16 protein-coding genes and 1 pseudogene are annotated in these 16,405 nt (G+C 70.4%); 8 read left to right on the plus strand and 9 right to left on the minus strand.

Annotation, left to right across the window (positions count from 1 at the left end):
* Positions 1–45: 45 nt before the first annotated feature.
* Positions 46–1,692 carry a phenylacetic acid degradation protein PaaN gene (gene paaN / locus V5E28_RS08390; RefSeq protein ID WP_336205837.1) on the minus strand — a complete coding sequence of 549 codons (1,647 nt, stop codon included), beginning with the start codon at positions 1,690–1,692 and terminating at the stop codon, positions 46–48.
* Positions 1,693–1,792: 100 nt separating this feature from the next.
* On the opposite strand from paaN, the gene paaI reads away from it, so the two are divergent.
* The 3 genes and pseudogenes from paaI to V5E28_RS08405 all read left to right on the plus strand — a co-directional run bounded on the left by paaI (position 1,793) and on the right by V5E28_RS08405 (position 3,358).
* Positions 1,793–2,161: a hydroxyphenylacetyl-CoA thioesterase PaaI gene (gene paaI / locus V5E28_RS08395; RefSeq protein WP_336205875.1), complete on the plus strand. Its 369-nt coding sequence runs from the start codon at positions 1,793–1,795 to the stop codon at positions 2,159–2,161.
* A gap of 89 nt (positions 2,162–2,250) precedes the next feature.
* A pseudogene (locus V5E28_RS08400) lies at positions 2,251–2,763 on the plus strand (phenylacetate--CoA ligase family protein); the annotation flags it as partial.
* 4 nt (positions 2,764–2,767) lie between these two features.
* Positions 2,768–3,358, plus strand: a complete 591-nt coding sequence (locus V5E28_RS08405; RefSeq protein WP_336205838.1) for a TetR/AcrR family transcriptional regulator — start codon at positions 2,768–2,770, stop codon at positions 3,356–3,358.
* A 12-nt stretch (positions 3,359–3,370) separates the two neighbouring features.
* On the opposite strand, the gene V5E28_RS08410 is transcribed toward V5E28_RS08405, so the two are convergent.
* From V5E28_RS08410 to V5E28_RS08425, 4 genes are all read right to left on the minus strand, one after another.
* Positions 3,371–4,174, minus strand: a complete 804-nt coding sequence (locus V5E28_RS08410) for a hypothetical protein (protein WP_336205839.1) — start codon at positions 4,172–4,174, stop codon at positions 3,371–3,373.
* A 15-nt stretch (positions 4,175–4,189) separates the two neighbouring features.
* A complete protein-coding gene (locus tag V5E28_RS08415) occupies positions 4,190–4,489 on the minus strand; it encodes a DUF4193 domain-containing protein (RefSeq protein ID WP_090929286.1) in 300 nt (99 codons plus the stop codon).
* A 298-nt stretch (positions 4,490–4,787) separates the two neighbouring features.
* A complete protein-coding gene (locus tag V5E28_RS08420; protein ID WP_442945791.1) occupies positions 4,788–6,065 on the minus strand; it encodes a sensor histidine kinase in 1,278 nt (425 codons plus the stop codon).
* 35 nt (positions 6,066–6,100) lie between these two features.
* Positions 6,101–6,754 carry a response regulator transcription factor gene (locus V5E28_RS08425; protein WP_336205840.1) on the minus strand — a complete coding sequence of 218 codons (654 nt, stop codon included), beginning with the start codon at positions 6,752–6,754 and terminating at the stop codon, positions 6,101–6,103.
* Positions 6,755–7,001: 247 nt separating this feature from the next.
* Between V5E28_RS08425 and V5E28_RS08430 the strand changes: the two genes are divergently transcribed.
* Positions 7,002–7,166: a hypothetical protein gene (locus V5E28_RS08430; protein ID WP_336205841.1), complete on the plus strand. Its 165-nt coding sequence runs from the start codon at positions 7,002–7,004 to the stop codon at positions 7,164–7,166.
* 53 nt (positions 7,167–7,219) lie between these two features.
* On the opposite strand, the gene V5E28_RS08435 is transcribed toward V5E28_RS08430, so the two are convergent.
* Together V5E28_RS08435 and V5E28_RS08440 are read right to left on the minus strand one after the other, a co-directional pair.
* Entirely contained in the window at positions 7,220–8,017 is a 798-nt protein-coding gene (locus V5E28_RS08435) for an inositol monophosphatase family protein (RefSeq protein WP_336205842.1), read from the minus strand.
* On the minus strand, positions 8,017–9,993 hold the full coding sequence (locus V5E28_RS08440; RefSeq protein WP_336205843.1) for a S9 family peptidase: 1,977 nt from the start codon (positions 9,991–9,993) through the stop codon (positions 8,017–8,019). Before V5E28_RS08440 ends, V5E28_RS08435 begins: the two co-directional genes overlap by 1 nt.
* 56 nt (positions 9,994–10,049) lie before the next feature.
* Between V5E28_RS08440 and V5E28_RS08445 the strand changes: the two genes are divergently transcribed.
* Complete coding sequence (locus tag V5E28_RS08445) at positions 10,050–10,997, plus strand: ferrochelatase (protein WP_336205844.1); 948 nt, start codon at positions 10,050–10,052, stop codon at positions 10,995–10,997.
* Here V5E28_RS08445 and V5E28_RS08450 read toward each other — a convergent pair.
* Entirely contained in the window at positions 10,988–12,154 is a 1,167-nt protein-coding gene (locus V5E28_RS08450) for a lytic murein transglycosylase (RefSeq protein WP_336205845.1), read from the minus strand. The genes V5E28_RS08445 and V5E28_RS08450 overlap by 10 nt on opposite strands.
* Positions 12,155–12,245: 91 nt before the next feature.
* Between V5E28_RS08450 and V5E28_RS08455 the strand changes: the two genes are divergently transcribed.
* From V5E28_RS08455 to V5E28_RS08465, 3 genes are all read left to right on the plus strand, one after another.
* Positions 12,246–13,448, plus strand: a complete 1,203-nt coding sequence (locus tag V5E28_RS08455) for an MFS transporter (protein WP_336205846.1) — start codon at positions 12,246–12,248, stop codon at positions 13,446–13,448.
* 78 nt (positions 13,449–13,526) lie between these two features.
* Positions 13,527–14,222 carry a polysaccharide deacetylase family protein gene (locus V5E28_RS08460; protein WP_336205847.1) on the plus strand — a complete coding sequence of 232 codons (696 nt, stop codon included), beginning with the start codon at positions 13,527–13,529 and terminating at the stop codon, positions 14,220–14,222.
* A gap of 48 nt (positions 14,223–14,270) precedes the next feature.
* Positions 14,271–15,548: a D-arabinono-1,4-lactone oxidase gene (locus V5E28_RS08465; protein ID WP_336205848.1), complete on the plus strand. Its 1,278-nt coding sequence runs from the start codon at positions 14,271–14,273 to the stop codon at positions 15,546–15,548.
* Here V5E28_RS08465 and V5E28_RS08470 read toward each other — a convergent pair.
* A complete protein-coding gene (locus V5E28_RS08470; protein WP_336205849.1) occupies positions 15,524–16,321 on the minus strand; it encodes a hypothetical protein in 798 nt (265 codons plus the stop codon). The two genes, V5E28_RS08465 and V5E28_RS08470, sit on opposite strands and share 25 nt — an antisense overlap.
* Positions 16,322–16,405 lie beyond the last annotated feature (84 nt).

A 16,405-nucleotide genomic window follows, 5' to 3' on the forward strand; every position in this document is an offset into this window, starting at 1 on the left:
CCGATGCTCAGGCTGACAGGTCACGACATACCCCACCTCGACAGGTCAAGCGGGGCGGCGGGACTGGACGAGGTGGAAGCGGCCGGCGACGTAGCCGGGGTCGGTGAGCGAGGCCGTGGCGGCGGGGTTGGCGCCGGTCCCGTGATAGTCGGAGAACGCGGCCGACTGGTTGACGAACACGCCGCCGGTGAGGTTGCACGACAGGTTGACGCCCGCGTCCAGCGCCGCCCGCTCCGCCTGCTCCAGCACGGCCGCCGAGGTGGAGTAGACCGAGGCGGTCAGCGCGCCGCGCGCGCGGATCGTCCGCCGGAGCACGTCGAGGCTCTCGGCCGTCGAGCTCGTCGGGATGACGAACGAGATCGGGCCGAAGTGCTCGTGACCGTAGACGTCGGTCTGCGAGGGGGCCACACGGAGGATCGCGGGGGTGCGGACCACCGCGTCGGGGAAGGCCGGATGCTTGGGCGAGCGGGATTCGAGCACCGTGTCGCCGAGCAGCGGCGAGCTCTCCACCCGCGACAGCACGTCCGGATTGACGATCGCGCCGGTCAGCTCCACCGCGCGGGCGTCGTCGCTCAGGAGCTCGCGCACCGCCTGGGCCAGCCCGTCGGCCACCTCATCGAAGCTCTTGTGCCCCTCGTCGGTGGAGATGCCCGCGGCGGGGATGAGGATATTCTGCGGGGCGGTGCACATCTGGCCGCTGTAGAGCGACAGCGAGAACGCCAGGTTGCCGAGCATGCCGCGCCAGGAACCGGTGGAGTCGATGACGACCGTGTTGACCCCGGCCTTCTCGGTGTGGACGAGCGCATGTCTGGCGTTCTGCTCCAGCCAGTCGCCGAACTCGGTGGAGCCGGTGAAGTCGATGACGCGGACGTCGGGGTCGGTGGCGAGCTCGACCGCCAGCCCCCTGCCCTCCTCGGCGGCCAGCTGGACCAGCGCCGGGTCGAAGCCGGCCTCGGCCAGGACCTCGCGGGCGATCCGCACGGTGATCGCGAGCGGCAGGACGGCGCGCGGGTGCGGCTTGACGATCACCGGGTTGCCGGTGACCAGGGAGGCGAACAGGCCCGGATAGGCGTTCCAGGTCGGGAAGGTGTTGCAGCCGATGACCAGCGCGACGCCGCGCGGCACCACGGTGAAGCGCTTGTCCATCACCAGCGGATCTCCCTTGCCCGGCTTCTCCCAGCGGGCGGAGGAGGCCGAGGCGGTCATGGCCGCGTATCCGTAGGCGATGGCCTCCAGCGCGCGGTCCTGCGCGTGCGGCCCGCCCGCCTGGAAGGCCATCACGAACGCCTGGCCGGTGGTGTGCTGCACGGCGTGGGCCAGCTCGAAGCTGCGCTCGTTGATCCGGTTGACGATCTCGACGCAGGTCAGCGCCCTGGCCTCGGGGCCGGCGTCGCGCCAGGCGGGCAGCGCCGCGCCGGCGGCGGCGATCAGGTCCGTCGCGGACGACTCGGGGTAGGTGACACCGAGGTCGATCCCGTACGGGGAGCGCTCGTCGCCGATCCAGGCGCCGGTGCCCGGCTGGTCGAGGGCGAACCGCTCGCCGAGATGACCCTCGAATGCCTGCCTGCCGCGCTCGGCCGAGCCTTCGCCGTAGACGCGGGGGCTGGGCGACTCGGGATAGGCGCTCCAGTAACCGCGCTCGGCGATCGCGGTCAGAGCCTTGTCCAGGGTCTCGCGATTGTGTTCGAACATCGTTGTTCACCCTCTTGACAGAACATGAGCCGGACGATGAAGTATTTACCGAACATTCGGTCAGTTGCAAGGGAGACTTCCGTTGGAGAGCGCGCGTCGCATGATGGACGCCGACATCGCCTCCTCGGCCCTCGGCATCGAGCTGGTGGACCTGGGCGAGGGCCGGGCGGTGTGCCGGATGACGGTGACCGACCAGATGATCAACGGCCACGGGCTGTGCCACGGCGGCTATGTCTTCCTGCTCGCCGACACCGCCTTCGCGTGCGCGTGCAACACCCGCGGCCCGGTCACCGTGGCGGCCGGGGCCGAGATCATCTTCGTCTCCCCCGCCCGCGCGGGCGAGGTCCTGGTGGCCGAGGCGGCCGAGCGCACCCGTTACGGCCGCAGCGGCGTCTACGACATCACGGTGACACGGTCCGACGGTCAGGTGGTCGCGGAGTTCCGGGGCCGCAGCAGGGAGTTGAGATGAGCCTGGGCGACCCACCCGCCGCGCACGAGCTCGACCCGGTCGAGCGGATGTCCGGCGACGAGCTGGCGGCGCTCCAGCTCGAACGGCTCGGCCCGCACATCTGGGAGGACCACTTCTACCCGGAGACCGTCGACCCGCACAGCGGCGCCCAGGCGCAGGCGGGCGAGCTGGTCCTCACCACGCTCACCAAGCAGGCGCAGCCCGTCGTCCGCTACCGCACCCGCGACCTGACCCGGCTGCTGCCCGGCACGGCGAGGCCGGCGTTCAGGCGGATGGAGAAGGTGACGGGCCGCACCGACGACATGATCATCGTGCGGGGCATGAACGTCTTCCCGACCCGGATCGAGGAGGTCGTGCTGCGCACGCCGGGCCTGTCACCGCACTTCCAGGTGCACCTGACGAGGCCGGGGCGGTTGGACGTGATGACGGTCAAGGTGGAGGCGCGTCCCGGCTTCGCGGCCCGTGCCGAGGCGGGCTCGGCGCTGCGCAGGGCCGTCAAGGACGCGACGGGCGTGAGCGTGGGGGTGGAGGTGGTGGATCCCGAGACGCTGGAGCGCTCGGTGGGCAAGCTCCGCCGTGTCATCGATAAGCGGGATAATTAGCCATATGTCCATCACAACCCGTCAGCGGAGACGCGGACACGACCCGGAGTCCGTGCTCTCCATCGCCGTCGGCGTCTTCAACGAGCGCGGCTACGACGGGACGAGCATGGAGGATCTGGCCAGAGCGCTCGGCGTCACCAAATCCGCCATCTACTACCACGTGCCAGGCAAGGAGCAACTGCTCGCGCGGGCGCTCGACCGGGCGCTCGACGGCCTGTCCGCGGTGGTGAGCGACGAGCGCGCCACCTCGGGCCCGGCGATCGAACGCCTGGAGTGGGTGGTACGGCAGTGCGTGCGCACCCTGGTGGACCGCCTGCCGTACGTGACCCTGCTGCTGCGCGTGCGCGGCAACAGCGTGACCGAGCAGCACGCGCTGGAGCGGCGGCGTGAGTTCGACGCCTTCGTCAGCCACCTGGTCAAGGAGGCGGCGGCCGAAGGGAGCATCCGGCCGGACCTCGATCCGGCACTGGTGACGCGGCTGCTGTTCGGCGCCGTCAACTCGATCACCGAGTGGTATCGCCCGGCGTCCGGCGGCTCGGCGGACGAGCTGGCAGACACGCTGGTGACGATGACGTTCGACGGGTTGCGGCTCTAGGCGCGGACGGGGTCAGGCATCCAGCTCCGGGTTGCGCCGGCCGGGCGGCAGCGGAGCCTTGACGCGCAGATCCTTGCGGATGGCCTCGCCGAGCTTCTTGGTGGCCATGCGGTTGAGCGCGCCTCCGGCCACCGCGCCGGTGAGGAACGGGCCGAGCGTGGTCAGGTGGCGCCCGAGGGTCCGCATCAGCCGGTTGCGCAGCGCGGTCTTGGTGGCCGCGCCGAGGGCGAGGGTCACCGAGGCGGGGGCGAGCGGGTCGACGCCGCGCTGCTTGGCCCAGGCCGCGGTGAAGGCCACCGCGCGCTGGGTGCCGCTGCCCTGGACGTGCACGCCGTAGACCTCGTGCAGTTCGGCCAGGAGCTTGACCTCGATCGCGGCCACCACGATGGTCTCGGCCACCAGCTGGGCGGGGGCGGACAGGAGGAGGGGTGGAGCGGCGAACTGGGCCGCCGCGAGCGCCCCGCCGATGGCCCCGACGGTCATCGTGGCCTTCTGGGCGGTGCGTACGAGGTCGTCGGCGAGCTCCTCGCCGGTGAGACCCTGGTGGTGCGCGGAGAGCGTGTGCAGATCCCTGATCGGGATGCGGGGCGCGATGCTCAGGAAGACGTCCGCCAGCCAGCGGCCGCGGCCGGTACCGGACTTCCTGGCCTTGCTCGCGCCCGTCGACAGGGCACGGGCTAGGCGGCCGAGCAGCCTGCGCCGCTCGGCCGGCTCCAGCTCACCGGGCTCGGTGAGCCTGCCTACGAGCTCGCCGACCTCCGACTCGGAGGTGGCGATCTCGTCGCCCGGTTGTTGATCCTTCTCAGGTGCGGACACGCGTCTGCCTCCTTATCAGGCGGCGCACTCCCGGCAGACCTGCTGACCGTTCCTCTCGGAGGCCAACTGGCTACGGTGGTGCACGAGGAAGCATCGTGAACAGGTGAATTCGTCAGCCTGGCGCGGGATCACCCGCAGGCTGAGCTCTTCGTTCGACAGGTCCGCACCGGGCAGCTCGAGCGACTCGGCGAGATCGGTCTCGTCGATGTCGATGCTGCCAGACGACTTGTCCGTGCGCCGCGCCTGGAGCTCCTGGAGGCTGTCTTCCCCCAGATCGTCGTCTGTCTTGCGCGGGCTGTCGTAGTCGGTAGCCATGGTGATTACTCCATCCCCCTCATCAATATGTCTTCGCGCTCATCGCGCGTCTTCTAACGTCCGGGAGGCCCATCTTGTGCCCGTTCCGCCGGGGAGATTTCCCATCGGTACCCCGAGGCAACGGACCACGAACCTCCCAACACGTCAGGGCCTGCTGCCGTCGGCAATGGTTAGCCAAATATGGCGAAACCCACAGCCTTGGCGTCATGCGCCACCGTGTTCGACGGCACATCCAACCACATGTGCGACGAGAACGAGACGCCCCCCGTTGAGCAACACGCCGAGGCTGCACGCCGGATCAGCGTCCCGGAAGCCTAATGGTCACGACAAGTCCTCCGCCCTCCCGCGGCACCGCGTTCACATTGCCGCCGTGAGCTTGCACCACCGCACGGACGATGGACAACCCCAGTCCCGCCCCCTTGGCCGAATCGACGCGATCGGCGTTGAGCCTCCTGAACGGTTCGAACAGGCTGTTCACCTCGTACGCAGGCACATGCTGCCCTGTGTTGGCCACCTGAACAACCAAGGCACCGTCCACCATTCCCGTACGGATCCACACTTTTCCGTTTTCGGGAACGTTGTACTTCACCGCGTTCTCAAGGAGGTTGCTGACCGAGCGCTCCAAGAGCACGGGATCGCCGATGGTAGGCGCGCTGACCAGTTCGGTGGTGAGCGTGACGCCGTGTTCTTCCGCGAAAGGCGTAACCTGCTCCACCGCCGTCTGGGCGACGTCCTTGACGTCCACCGGCTTGCGCACCGCCAGCTCCCGCTCGCTCCTGGCGAGCAGCAGCAGGCCCTCGATGAGCTTCTCGTTACGCGCGTTGACTTCCAGCAGTGTGCGGCCCATCGCCTTGAGGTCCGGCGAGGCCTCCGGGTCCGACAGGGCGATCTCCAGGACCGTCCTGTTGATGGTGAGCGGCGTGCGCAGCTCGTGCGAGGCGTTGGCGACGAAGCGGCGCTGGGCGTCGAAGGCGACGTTGAGCCGGGTCAGCATGTCGTCGAAGGTGTCGGCCAGCTCCTTGAGCTCGTCGTCCGGCCCCGACAGGGCGATGCGCTGGTGGGCCAGGGTGCTCTCGGAGAGCTTTCGCGCCGTGGAGGTCATCTGGCTGACCGGCCGCAGCGCCCGGTCGGCCACGAGGTAGCCGAGGATCAGGGCGAGGATGCCGACGCCGAGCAGGGCCAGGATCGACTGCCTGACGAGGGTGTCCAGCACCTCGTTGATGCCGTTCACCCGCAGGAGCTTGACCTGCGTCTCCAGATAGGAGGCGAGCTCGGCCGGGGTGTCGCCGGGCAGGCGCAGCCGATACTCGAACCCGGTGTAGAGCACCGCCCTGACGATGAAGTACATCACCACGAGCAGCAGCGCGCCCGCCACGAAGAACATCGCGCTGTAGGTCAGCGTCAGCCGCCAGCGGATGCTGACCTTGCCGGGAAGATCTTTCACGCGCTCCATGGTGGTGCGCGGGGCCGGCGCGTACGAAGGCGGGGGCGGGCCGTCCCAGACGGGCGGGCCGTTGGGCGGCGGCGCCTGCGCGGCGGCCCGAGCCGCCTTCCTCTCCGAATGCGGGCTGATCATCGGGTGCGTGGGCACCGACTCATCCGGCCGTTCTGTCACAACTTGTACCCAACCCCAGGCACAGTCTCGATCACCTGAGGCTCGCCCAGCTTCTTTCGCAGCGTCATCATGGTCACCCGCACCACGTTGGTGAACGGGTCGATGTTCTCATCCCATGCCTTGTCCAGCAGGTCCTCCTGGCTGACCACGGCGCCCTCGGCCCGCAGGAGCTCCTCCAGGACCGCGAACTCCTTCTTGGTCAGCACGACCTCGCGGCCGTCACGCTCGACGAGGCGCTTGCCCGGGTCCAGCCGGATGCCGCCGCGTTCGAGCACGGGCGGCAGGGCGGGGGCCGAGCGTCGGCCCAGCGCGCGCACCCTGGCGACCAGCTCGACGAAGACGAACGGCTTGGCGAGATAGTCGTCGGCGCCGAGGCCGAGACCCTCCACCTTGTCGTCCACGTCGCCGGACGCGGTCAGCATCAGGATCCGCGACGCGGAGCGCTGCTCGACCAGGCGGCGGCAGACCTCGTCTCCGTGCACGACCGGCAGGTCGCGATCCAGGACGATCACGTCATAGTCGATGTAGGAGGTGCGCTCGAGCGCGCCGCCGCCGTCGTAGGCCACGTCCACGGCCATGGCCTCACGCCGCAGCCCCGTCGCGATCGCGTCGGCGAGCACCCGTTCGTCCTCGACCACCAGCACTCGCACCCTGGTACACCTCTCTCCGATTTTGCTGAGTCATTCTGCCCACAGCCTCGATAAGCGCACGGTAAGGCATGTCCGGGCACGCGGCGGCACAGGTGACGCAAGGCACAACCGATTTCATGTTTCGGGATCAGAGGAGTCTGGGTAGACCAGCGAAACACCCAAAGCCCGTGCGCCGATTTCGGTGTCTCCCGGGTGATGGAGCACACTTCGCCCCCGCACGAGCACGACCCCTGAGAGAGTAGGTGAGATGGGCGAGTTCACGACCACGATCGAAAGCCGCCTCGACCAGGCTTACAAGGGCCTTCGGGAAGCCAGGAGCACCGGCGACGACTACCTCGCCGACACCCTCACCGCCGAGATCGAAGATCTGCGCCGCCTAGCGGACGATCACGGCATTCCCTTGCCCCGCTGATCGTGACACGGCCGGAGCCCTCAGGGGCTCCGGCCGTTCTCATCAGCCCTCCGTCACGTGTCGCGTTCCGGGTCCAGCGGCGCGAGCAGATCGTGCAGCTCCTCGAACAGGCCGGGCGCGGCGCAGAGCGTGAGCTCGCTGTTGTACGGCCTGCCGCGCAGGCCGCCGATGACGGCCCCGGCCTCGGCCGCCACCAGGCCCGCAGCGGCGTAGTCCCAGTAGTTGACGCCCCGCTCGTAGTAGGCGTCCACCCGGCCGCAGGCCACCGAGCACAGGTCGACGGCGCAGGAGCCGCCGCGCCTGATGTCGCGGACCCGCGGCAGCACCGCGGTCAGCACCTCGGCCTGGACGGCCCGCCTGGCCGAGTCGTAGCCGAAGCCGGTCGCCACCAGGGCCTGCCCGAGTGGCACGGCGGGGTTGCAGCGCAGCCGCTCGCCGCCGAGCCAGGCGCCCTCGCCGAGGGCGGCGGTGAACATCTCGCCGCGCGGCACCACGTTCACCGCGCCCGCCACGATGCGGCCGTTCACCTCGACGGCGATCGACACCGCCCACTCCGGCAGGCCGTACAGGAAGTTGACCGTGCCGTCGATCGGGTCGACGACCCAGCGGACGTCGGACTCGCCCGGCGCCTCGCCGCCCTCCTCGCCCAGGATGCGGTCGCCCGGCCTGGCGGCCAGGATCCGCTGGCGGATGAGCTGCTCGGACGCCCTGTCCAGGGTGGTGACGACATCGGTCGGGCTGGACTTGGTCTGCACCGCGCCGGGCGCCACGGACATCGTGGGCCGCTTGGCGAGCAGCATGTCGCCCGCCTCACGGGCGATGTCCTCGGCCAGCCGGGTGAAGTCGGTCATCAGGCCACCGAGTCCGGGCGCTTCCACTCCTGGCCGAGCACGTGCTGGGCGAGGAAGGCCAGGACGGTCTCGTACCAGGCGACGGTGTTGCCGGGCTTGAGGATCCAGTGGTTCTCGTCGGGGAAGTAGAGGAACTTCGACTCCACCTCGGAGCGCCGCAGGTCCCACCACAGGCGCAGGGCCTCGCCGATCGGCACCCGGTAGTCCTTGTCGCCGTGGATGACGAGCATCGGGGTGCTGATCTTGTCCAGGGCGTGGTGCGGGGAGAGCTTGGCGTAGCGGTCGGAGCCGGGGGCGCCGAACTCCCGCTGCCAGTACATGGCCGCGTCGGTGGTGCCCGCGAACTGGTCGAGGTTCCACAGCGAGGCGTGGGTGACGATCGCCCGGTAGCGGTCGCTGTGACCGGCGACCCAGTTGGCCATGTAGCCGCCGAACGAGCCGCCCATCGCGCCGATCCGGTCGCTGTCGATGTCGTCCCTGGCCAGGGCCACGTCCACGATGGCGTCGAGATCGGCCATGGTCCGCGGGCCCCAGTCGCCCCAGCCGCGGTCGATCATCTCCTGACCGTAACCGGTGGACAGGCACGGGTCGGGCATCAACACGGCGTAGCCGTGCTGGGCCATGATCCACGACTGCCAGCGCCACTGCCAGTCGTTCCAGGAGGCCACGGGGCCGCCGTGGATCCAGAGCAGGAACGGCGCGGGCGAGGCGGCGGAGGCGCCCTCGGGCAGCACGAGCCAGGCGCGGATGGTGGCGCCGTCGTCGGCCGTGGCGGAGATCTCCGTCAGCGTGCCGGGCACCTCGGGGCGCGGCGCGGGCGACGGCAGGTCGACGACCTCGCCGGTGGCGACGTCGATCCTGGCCGGTCCGGGAGCCAGCGCGATGCCGCTGTGCAGCGCGTAGACGAAGCGGCCGTCGGCGGCGGCGTTGAGCCCGACGTAGGCGGCGTCGTCCTGGGTGAGCCTGGCGTGCTCGCCGGTGAGCGGAACCCGGAAAACGGGCCGGCGGCCCTGGTGGTCGGCGACGACGAAGACGGCCGAGGAGTCGGGCGCCCATTCGACGTCCATCGGGAACAGGTCGGGCGCGTAGGCGCGCCCCTCGCCATTGGCCAGGTCGCCGATCCAGAGCTCGGACCTGCTGGAGACGTCCTCGCCGGTGAGCCGCTCGCGGACGCAGGCGACGCGGGCGCCGTCGGGTGAGACGGCGACCGGGCCGCGGAAGTCCCAGCCCTCCTCGCTGAACAGGGTGCGCCGCTCCCGACCGGCCACGTCGATGGCCACCAGGTCGCTCCGGTGCTGGCCGCCGGACAGCTCGACCCGCCACGAGGCGATCACGGTGGAGCCGTCGGGCGTGAGCGTGAACGAGGTGTCGCGCAGCGCCTCGCCGGGAGCCGGGGTCAGCTCGCGCACGTCCTCCAGGCGGTCGTCGCCGAGCCGGGCCGCGAACAACCTGGTGCGGCCGGGGCCGAGGTCGTGGTCCCAGTAGCGGACCGGGTAGCCCTCGTGCAGGATCGCGCTGATCCCGGCGTCCTTGCGTGCCTTGCGGCGCTCCTCCTCGGCGGCCTCCTCGCCGTCGAGGACGTCCGAGGCGAACACGACCACGTCGCCGGCCGTGCGGAACGCGCCGATGCCGCCGGGCCTGGAGGCCACCTGCCGCGCCTCGCCGCCGGCGCGCGGCAGCAGCCAGAGCGCGGGCACCTCGTCGGTCGCGTCCTTGTCCGTGGGGTCCGGGCGGGCGGAGGTGAAGAGCAGGTCACCCGAGGCGGTGAAGTCCGCCGCCGTCTCCCCCTTGGCCGACCTGGTCAGCCGGTACGGCTCGCCGTCCACCGGGATGGACCACAGGGCGGTGCCGTACGACTTGCCGTCCGGGTTGAGTGCCTGGACCGCCGACACCAGGTGGGAGCCATCAGGCGACAGCTTCAGCGAGAGAACCCGGGGGATGGCCACGTAGTCACGGATATCGTCAAATGCGCTCACTCGACCGAACTTACCTCTTGGGAAGACCACTGGCACTCCGGCATAGGCTTGACCACGTGGGAGATTACGACGCGCTGCTGGTGTTGTCGTTCGGCGGTCCCGAGGGTCCCGACGACGTCCTGCCGTTCCTCGAAAACGTGGTGCGCGGCCGGGGAGTCCCCCGCGAGCGGCTGCTGGAAGTCGCCGAGCACTACCAGGGCTTCGGCGGCGTCAGCCCGATCAACGGGCAGAATCGCGATCTCGTCGAGGCGCTGCGGCCAGTGGTGGACGTGCCGGTCTACTGGGGCAACCGCAACTGGCACCCCTTCGGCGAGGACACCGTGCGGCAGATGGCGGCCGACGGCGTCCGCAAGGCGGCCGTCTTCGCCACCTCCGCCTACGCCGGCTACTCCAGTTGCCGCCAGTATTACGAGGACATCGCCAGGATCTCCGTCGACGGCGGCCCCGAGCTGGTCAAGCTGCGCCACTACGGCGACCACCCGGGCTTCGTCGAGGCCATGGCAGACCACACCCGGCAGGCGCTGGAGCGGCTCGGACACGACGACGCGCGCCTGGTCTTCACCGCGCACAGCATCCCGGTCTCGATGGCCGAGACCGCGGGCCCCTCGGGCGGCCTCTACGAGGCCCAGCTGCGCCGCACCGCCGAGCTGGTCAGCCGGGCGCTGGGCCGCACCGGTCCCTGGGACCTGGTCTGGCAGTCGCGCAGCGGCCCGCCCCAGGTGCCGTGGCTCGAGCCCGACGTCTGCGACCACCTGCGGGAGATCGACGCCAAGGCCGTGGTGCTGGTGCCGATCGGGTTCGTCTCCGACCACATGGAGGTCGTCTACGACCTCGACACCGAGGCCAGGCAGGTGGCCGGCGAGCTCGGGCTGCCGATGGAGCGGGCCGCGACCGCCGGCACCCACCCGGCCTTCGTCCGGATGGCGCGCGAGCTGATGGACGAGCCCGAGCCCGTCCCCTGCCCGCTGACCTGCTGCCCACCGCCCAGGCGGCGTCAGGCATAGGCGCGGGCGTACGCCTCGGCGATGCCCATCACCTTGTTGACGTAGTCCCACGAGTGGTTGTAGTGCCAGATCGCCTTGCGCAGCTTCTCGCCGCCCTGCCCCGCGCCGGTCGCGCAGAGATAGTTGGCCGCGCCGGGCACCGCGTCGTACGGGCTCCAGATGTCGGACTCGCCGTCGCCGTCGCCGTCCACGCCGTAGGACTTCCAGGTGGCGGGCATGAACTGCATCGGGCCGAGCGCGCCCGCGCTGGACGGGCCGTTGTTACGGCCGTGGCCGCTCTCCACCTGCCCGATCGCGGCCAGCACGGTCCATGACAGCCCCGGGCAGCGGGTCGCGGAGACCTTGTAGAGCTCCAGATAGCTGCCCGGCCGCCCGCTGGTCGCCACCACCTGCTCCCGCTTGGGCTGCTGCTGCTTCGTCCGGTCCGCGGCGTCCAGCAGGACGATCTGGGCTCCCTTGCCGAGCAGCTTGCGCACGCCCGCCTCGCCGATGCGGCCCTGCTTGCCGTGCAGCAGCACCGCGACGCCCCGCGCCAGCCCCAGTGTCCTGCCCATCTCGGCGCTCACCAGGCCGTCGACCCCGGTCAGGCCCAGCGCCGCCGAGGCCGCGACGCGCAGCCGGGGGCCGCCGTCCGCCTGGTAGTGGGCGCCCAGGGCCAGGCCGAACCGGCGCACGGCGGCCGCGTCGGCGACGAGCTCGCCCCTGGCCAGCGCGCTCCAGACGGCGCCCTGGTCGGCCACCGGCTGCGGAGTCCACGACCGGAAGGTGGCGGGGTCGACGGCGAGCAGGTTCAGCCCCGTGCCCGAGACCTTGACCGCGCCCGCGTCCACCACGATCGCCTTCTGGACATGCGCCAGCCCCGACAGCGCGAAGCGGGTCCGCTTGGGCACCGTGCCGCGCGCGACGGCGAGCACGCGGGGCGGGGTCGAGGTGACGCCGGCACCACCTTGGCCGAAGTCCTTGACCGGAGCGGTCGTGGGGACGAGCTTGTCGAGCGCGGGGGTCTGCTGCTGGGGTGCCCGCCGCAGCGGCTCCTCGGATGCCGTCTCGAGCGGGTCCCCGCCCATGACCAGCACCACGCCGCCGGCCGCGAGGGTGACGGTGAGCACGGCCACGACCATGAAAAGCACACCACGGAAGGACGGAAGACCGGACACCCGGCACACGTTAACTCACTCGCCGGGAAATCAGTTGCAGTCCGGACAGACGATGCGCAAAGGTAAGCGGTCAACGTAAGGAGAGTCAGGGATGGTCGGGCCTTACCGGGGGTTGTTCAACGGGCCCGGCGTCAAAGGATTCGTGCTCGCCGGGTTCGTCGGGCGGATGCCGATGTCCATGCTCGGCATCGGGGTCGTACTGCTGGTGCAGGGCCTCACCGGGTCGTACGCGATCGCCGGGGCCGTGGCCGGGGTCTGCAACATCGCCTTCGCCATCGCCGCGCCCCTGTCCGGACGCCTGGTCGACCGGTTCGGCCAGAGCCGGGTGATCATCCCCTTCGCCGCCGTCAACGCGCTCGCGCTCGCCGCGCTCATGCTCAGCGCCCGCCTGGACCTGCCCCAGTGGACCCTCTACGCCGCGGGGCTGCTGGTCGGCGCCACCTCGCTCTCCCTGGGCTCGATGGTGCGGGCGCGCTGGTCCCACCTGCACGGCGGCTCGGCCAAGCTGCACACGGCCTTCGCCTTCGAGTCCGTCGCCGACGAGGTGATCTTCGTCACCGGGCCCGCGCTGGTCACGGTCCTGGCCACCATGGTCAATCCGTACGCGGGACTGATCGTGGCGCTGGCGTGCATGTTCAGCGGGTCCATCGCGCTGGCGCTCCAGCGGCGCACCCAGCCGCCCGTCCAGCCTGTCAGGTCGGCCGGCGGCACCCCCATCCTCATCCCGGGGGTCGCCCTGCTGTCGTGCGTCTACCTCGGGCTGGGCGCGGTCTTCGGCTCGGTCGACCTCATCACGGTGGCGTTCGCCGAGGAGCACGGCGCGAAGGGGGCCGCCGGGTTCCTGCTGGCCGCCTTCGCGGGCGGCTCGATGGTGTCCGGGCTCTGGTTCGGTTCACGGAGCTGGCGGATCTCGCTGCGCGGCCGGTTCGTGCGGTCGCTGGGCGTGTTCGTGGTCGGACTGCTGCCGATCATGTTCATCGGCGACGTGCGGATCATGGCGGCGGGGCTCTTCCTGGCCGGGCTGGCCATCTCGCCGACGCTCATCACCGGCTTCTCGCTGACGGAGCGGCTGGTGCCGCCGTCGCTGCTCACCGAGGGCATGGCCTGGATCTCCACCTCGATCGGGTTCGGCGTGGCGATCGGCGCGTGGGCGGGGGGCAGGCTAACCGAGACGTTCGGCCCGTCCAACGCGTACGGCTTCTCGCTGGCGGCCGCGTTCCTCGCGGTGGTCGTGGGTCTGGCAGGTTCGGGTTTGCTGAGACTTCCCGAAGCGCCTTCACCAGCCAAGAGCTGATCCGCTACCGTCGGGACATCCCTCGCAACATCCTTCACACTGGAAGCTTTACTTATGTCCCGACAATTCAGTTCACTTTTGGCCATTGCTGCTGTTGCCGTCACCCTCGCCCCGGCACCCGCGCTCGCCCAGGCCCCCGCGAAGGAGGTCGACTGCACGGAGGTCAAATGCGTCGCACTCACCTTCGACGACGGCCCCGGCAAGTACGCGGGGACACTGCTCGACACCCTGAAGAAGTACGACGCCAAGGCGACGTTCTTCCTTGAGGGGCAGTACGTGAAGACCCGCCCCGCCTACGTCAAGCGGATGGCGAAGGAGGGGCACGAGCTCGGCAACCACAGCTACAAGCACCCCGACTTCACCAAGCTGACCGCGCCCGCCATCCGGGCCGAGATCCAGAAGACCAACGACGAGATCAAGAAGGCCGCGGGCGTCGAGCCCAAGCTGCTGCGTCCCCCGTACGGCCTGGGAGACATCCAGACCTCGGAGGTCGCGGCCGAGTTCGGCATGCCGATCGTCCTGTGGACCGGCGGCTCCCGCGACTGGGAGACCAAGAACGAGGCGGCGATCAAGAAGCAGACGCTCGCGGTCGCCAAGGGCAACAGCATCGTCCTGATGCACGACTGGGTGAAGCAGACCGTCGACGCGATGCCGGCGATCATCCAGACCCTGCAGAAGAACGGCTACCACCTCGTCAAGGTCTCCGACATCATCAAGCACGAGGACCTCCAGCCCGGCGACGCCTTCCCGGTTCCGGAAGGCTGGGATAAGTGAGTATCGTTCGCGTTTAATCCGGACGAGGCTCTAGGCAGGGACGCGCTCATGGTCTTCACGAACTGGGCAGGAAATCAGACGAGCGTCCCCGCCGAGGTGCGCACGCCGGCCTCCACCAAGGAGGTCGTGCGCGCCGTGCAGGACGCCGCCGCGAGCGGGCGGCGGCTGCGCATGATCGGCACGGGCCACTCCTTCACCGGAGTGGCCCTCACCGACGGCATCCTGCTGCGCCCCGGCGCGCTCACCGGCGTCACCTCCTGGCACGACGACCGCGTCACCGTCCGCGCCGGCACTCCGCTCAGGGCGCTGAACGAGCTGCTCGACGAGCGCGGCCTGGCCCTGGCCAACATGGGCGACATCACCGAGCAGACCGTCGCCGGCGCGATCCAGACCGGCACGCACGGCACCGGCCGCGACACCGGCGGCCTGGCCGACCAGGTCACGGAGCTGGAGCTGGTGCTCGCCGACGGATCGGTGGTGACGGCCGGTCCCGGCGAGGACCTGTTCGACGCCGCCAGGGTGGGCCTCGGCGCGCTCGGCGTGCTGACGTCGGTGACGTTCCGGGTGGAGCCCGCGTTCCTGCTGCGCAACCAGCGGCGGCGGATGGCGCTGAGCGACATCCTCGGCTCGCTCGACGCCATGACCTCCGGCAACGAGCATCTGGACTTCTTCTGGCTGCCGCACACCGACACGTGCCTGGTCAAGACGAACAACCGGCACCCAGGCCCGGCCAGCCCGCCCAGCGCCTTCAAGCACTGGCTGGACAACGTGTTCCTGGAGAACACCCTCTTCGGCGCCGCCTGCGCCACCGGCGCCCGCTTCCCCGCGCTGATCCCGCGGATCAACGCGGTCAGCGCGGCCGCACTCGGCGACTCCGAGGCCGTCGACACCTCGTACAAGATCTTCACAGCCCGCCGGGACGTGCGCTTCCTGGAGATGGAGTACGCCGTCCCGCGCGAGCGCCTCGGCCAGGCGCTACGCGAGACGCGTGACCTGATCGACCGGATGGACTGGAAGATCACCTTCCCGGTGGAGGTGCGGGTCACGCCGCCCAGCGACGCGTGGCTGTCCACGGCGTACGGCAGGCCGACGGCCTACCTCGCCTGCCACATCTACCGGCCCACGCCCAATTCCGCGTACTTCGAGGGGGTCGAGGAGGTCATGGCCCGGATGGCCGGACGGCCGCACTGGGGCAAGCTGCACACCAGGGACGCCGCCTACCTCGGCGGCGTCTATCCCCGCTTCGCCGACTTCGTGGCCCTGCGCGACCGGCTCGACCCGGACCGGCTGTTCTCCAACGCCTACCTGGACACGGTCCTCGGCTGACGGCCCTCACCGGACTCGCCGTCGGGCTCCGGGACCTCGGCCGGCGGCGTCGCCTCCGTCGTGTCGGGCGTGCTCTGCTCCTGCGAGGGCACGGGGTCGCTCTCGGTCGGCGTGGACGTGGGCGTAGGAGTGGGCTCCGTCGTCACGGTCACGGTCGGCGTGGGCGTGGGCGTCGGCGTGCTGGTGACCGTGACGGTGACGGACGGCGTCGGCGCCGGCGATCGCGGCTCCTGCGACGGAGGATGGCCCTTCTCGACGTCGCCGGAGGGCGCCTCCTGCCGCTCCACCCGCTTCGGCGACTCCCCGCGCACCTGCTCGGACACCGTCGACTGGGTGACCGCCTGGTAGGCCAGGATGCCGCCCATGCTGACCGCGAACACCAGCGCGGCGGCCACCGCGACCCGTCCCCAGGCCGGGCCCCGGCGCGGCGCCACGGGAGCCATGACGAGCGTCGTCTCCTTCGGCTCCTCCTCGCGCACCGTCGCGCGGACCGCCGTGGCCAGCTCCCCCTGGCCCTCGGCCCGCAACTCCGGCTCGCCGGCGTGTTGCAGCCTGGCGATCACCGTGTGCTGCTTGACCTTCTCACCGGTGCGCTGGAGGTAGTGCGTATAGACGGCGCTGGCCACCGTACTGGCCACGCTGACGATGGCGGCGCCGATCACCGTGCCCGCCACCCCCAGGTAGGAGGCCGCGACCGCGGCCGTCACCGCCGCGAGTGCGCTCCCCCCGATCTGCGGCACGCTCAGCTCGAATTTCCGCTGCTCGCCGCTCATCCCCCGGATCAGTCCCCTCTCTTCATGCCTCAGGTAAAAAACCGTCTCGTGAATAGACGCGAGCGCGTGTCCCGTTGTTCCTGT

Source organism: Nonomuraea sp. LPB2021202275-12-8 (assembly GCF_037044575.1).
GTDB lineage: Bacteria > Actinomycetota > Actinomycetes > Streptosporangiales > Streptosporangiaceae > Nonomuraea.

Excerpts from the sequence above, each read along its gene's own strand:
- V5E28_RS08465 (WP_336205848.1), top strand. The coding sequence starts at position 14,271 with ATGGTCTTCACGAACTGGGCAGGAAATCAGACGAGCGTCCCCGCCGAG.
- V5E28_RS08415 (WP_090929286.1), bottom strand. The coding sequence starts at position 4,489 with ATGGCTACCGACTACGACAGCCCGCGCAAGACAGACGACGATCTGGGG.
- V5E28_RS08455 (WP_336205846.1), top strand. The coding sequence starts at position 12,246 with ATGGTCGGGCCTTACCGGGGGTTGTTCAACGGGCCCGGCGTCAAAGGA.
- paaI (WP_336205875.1), top strand. The coding sequence starts at position 1,793 with ATGATGGACGCCGACATCGCCTCCTCGGCCCTCGGCATCGAGCTGGTG.
- V5E28_RS08430 (WP_336205841.1), top strand. The coding sequence starts at position 7,002 with ATGGGCGAGTTCACGACCACGATCGAAAGCCGCCTCGACCAGGCTTAC.
- V5E28_RS08405 (WP_336205838.1), top strand. The coding sequence starts at position 2,768 with ATGTCCATCACAACCCGTCAGCGGAGACGCGGACACGACCCGGAGTCC.
- V5E28_RS08470 (WP_336205849.1), bottom strand. The coding sequence starts at position 16,321 with ATGAGCGGCGAGCAGCGGAAATTCGAGCTGAGCGTGCCGCAGATCGGG.
- paaN (WP_336205837.1), bottom strand. The coding sequence starts at position 1,692 with ATGTTCGAACACAATCGCGAGACCCTGGACAAGGCTCTGACCGCGATC.
- V5E28_RS08435 (WP_336205842.1), bottom strand. The coding sequence starts at position 8,017 with ATGACCGACTTCACCCGGCTGGCCGAGGACATCGCCCGTGAGGCGGGC.
- V5E28_RS08420 (WP_442945791.1), bottom strand. The coding sequence starts at position 6,065 with ATGATCAGCCCGCATTCGGAGAGGAAGGCGGCTCGGGCCGCCGCGCAG.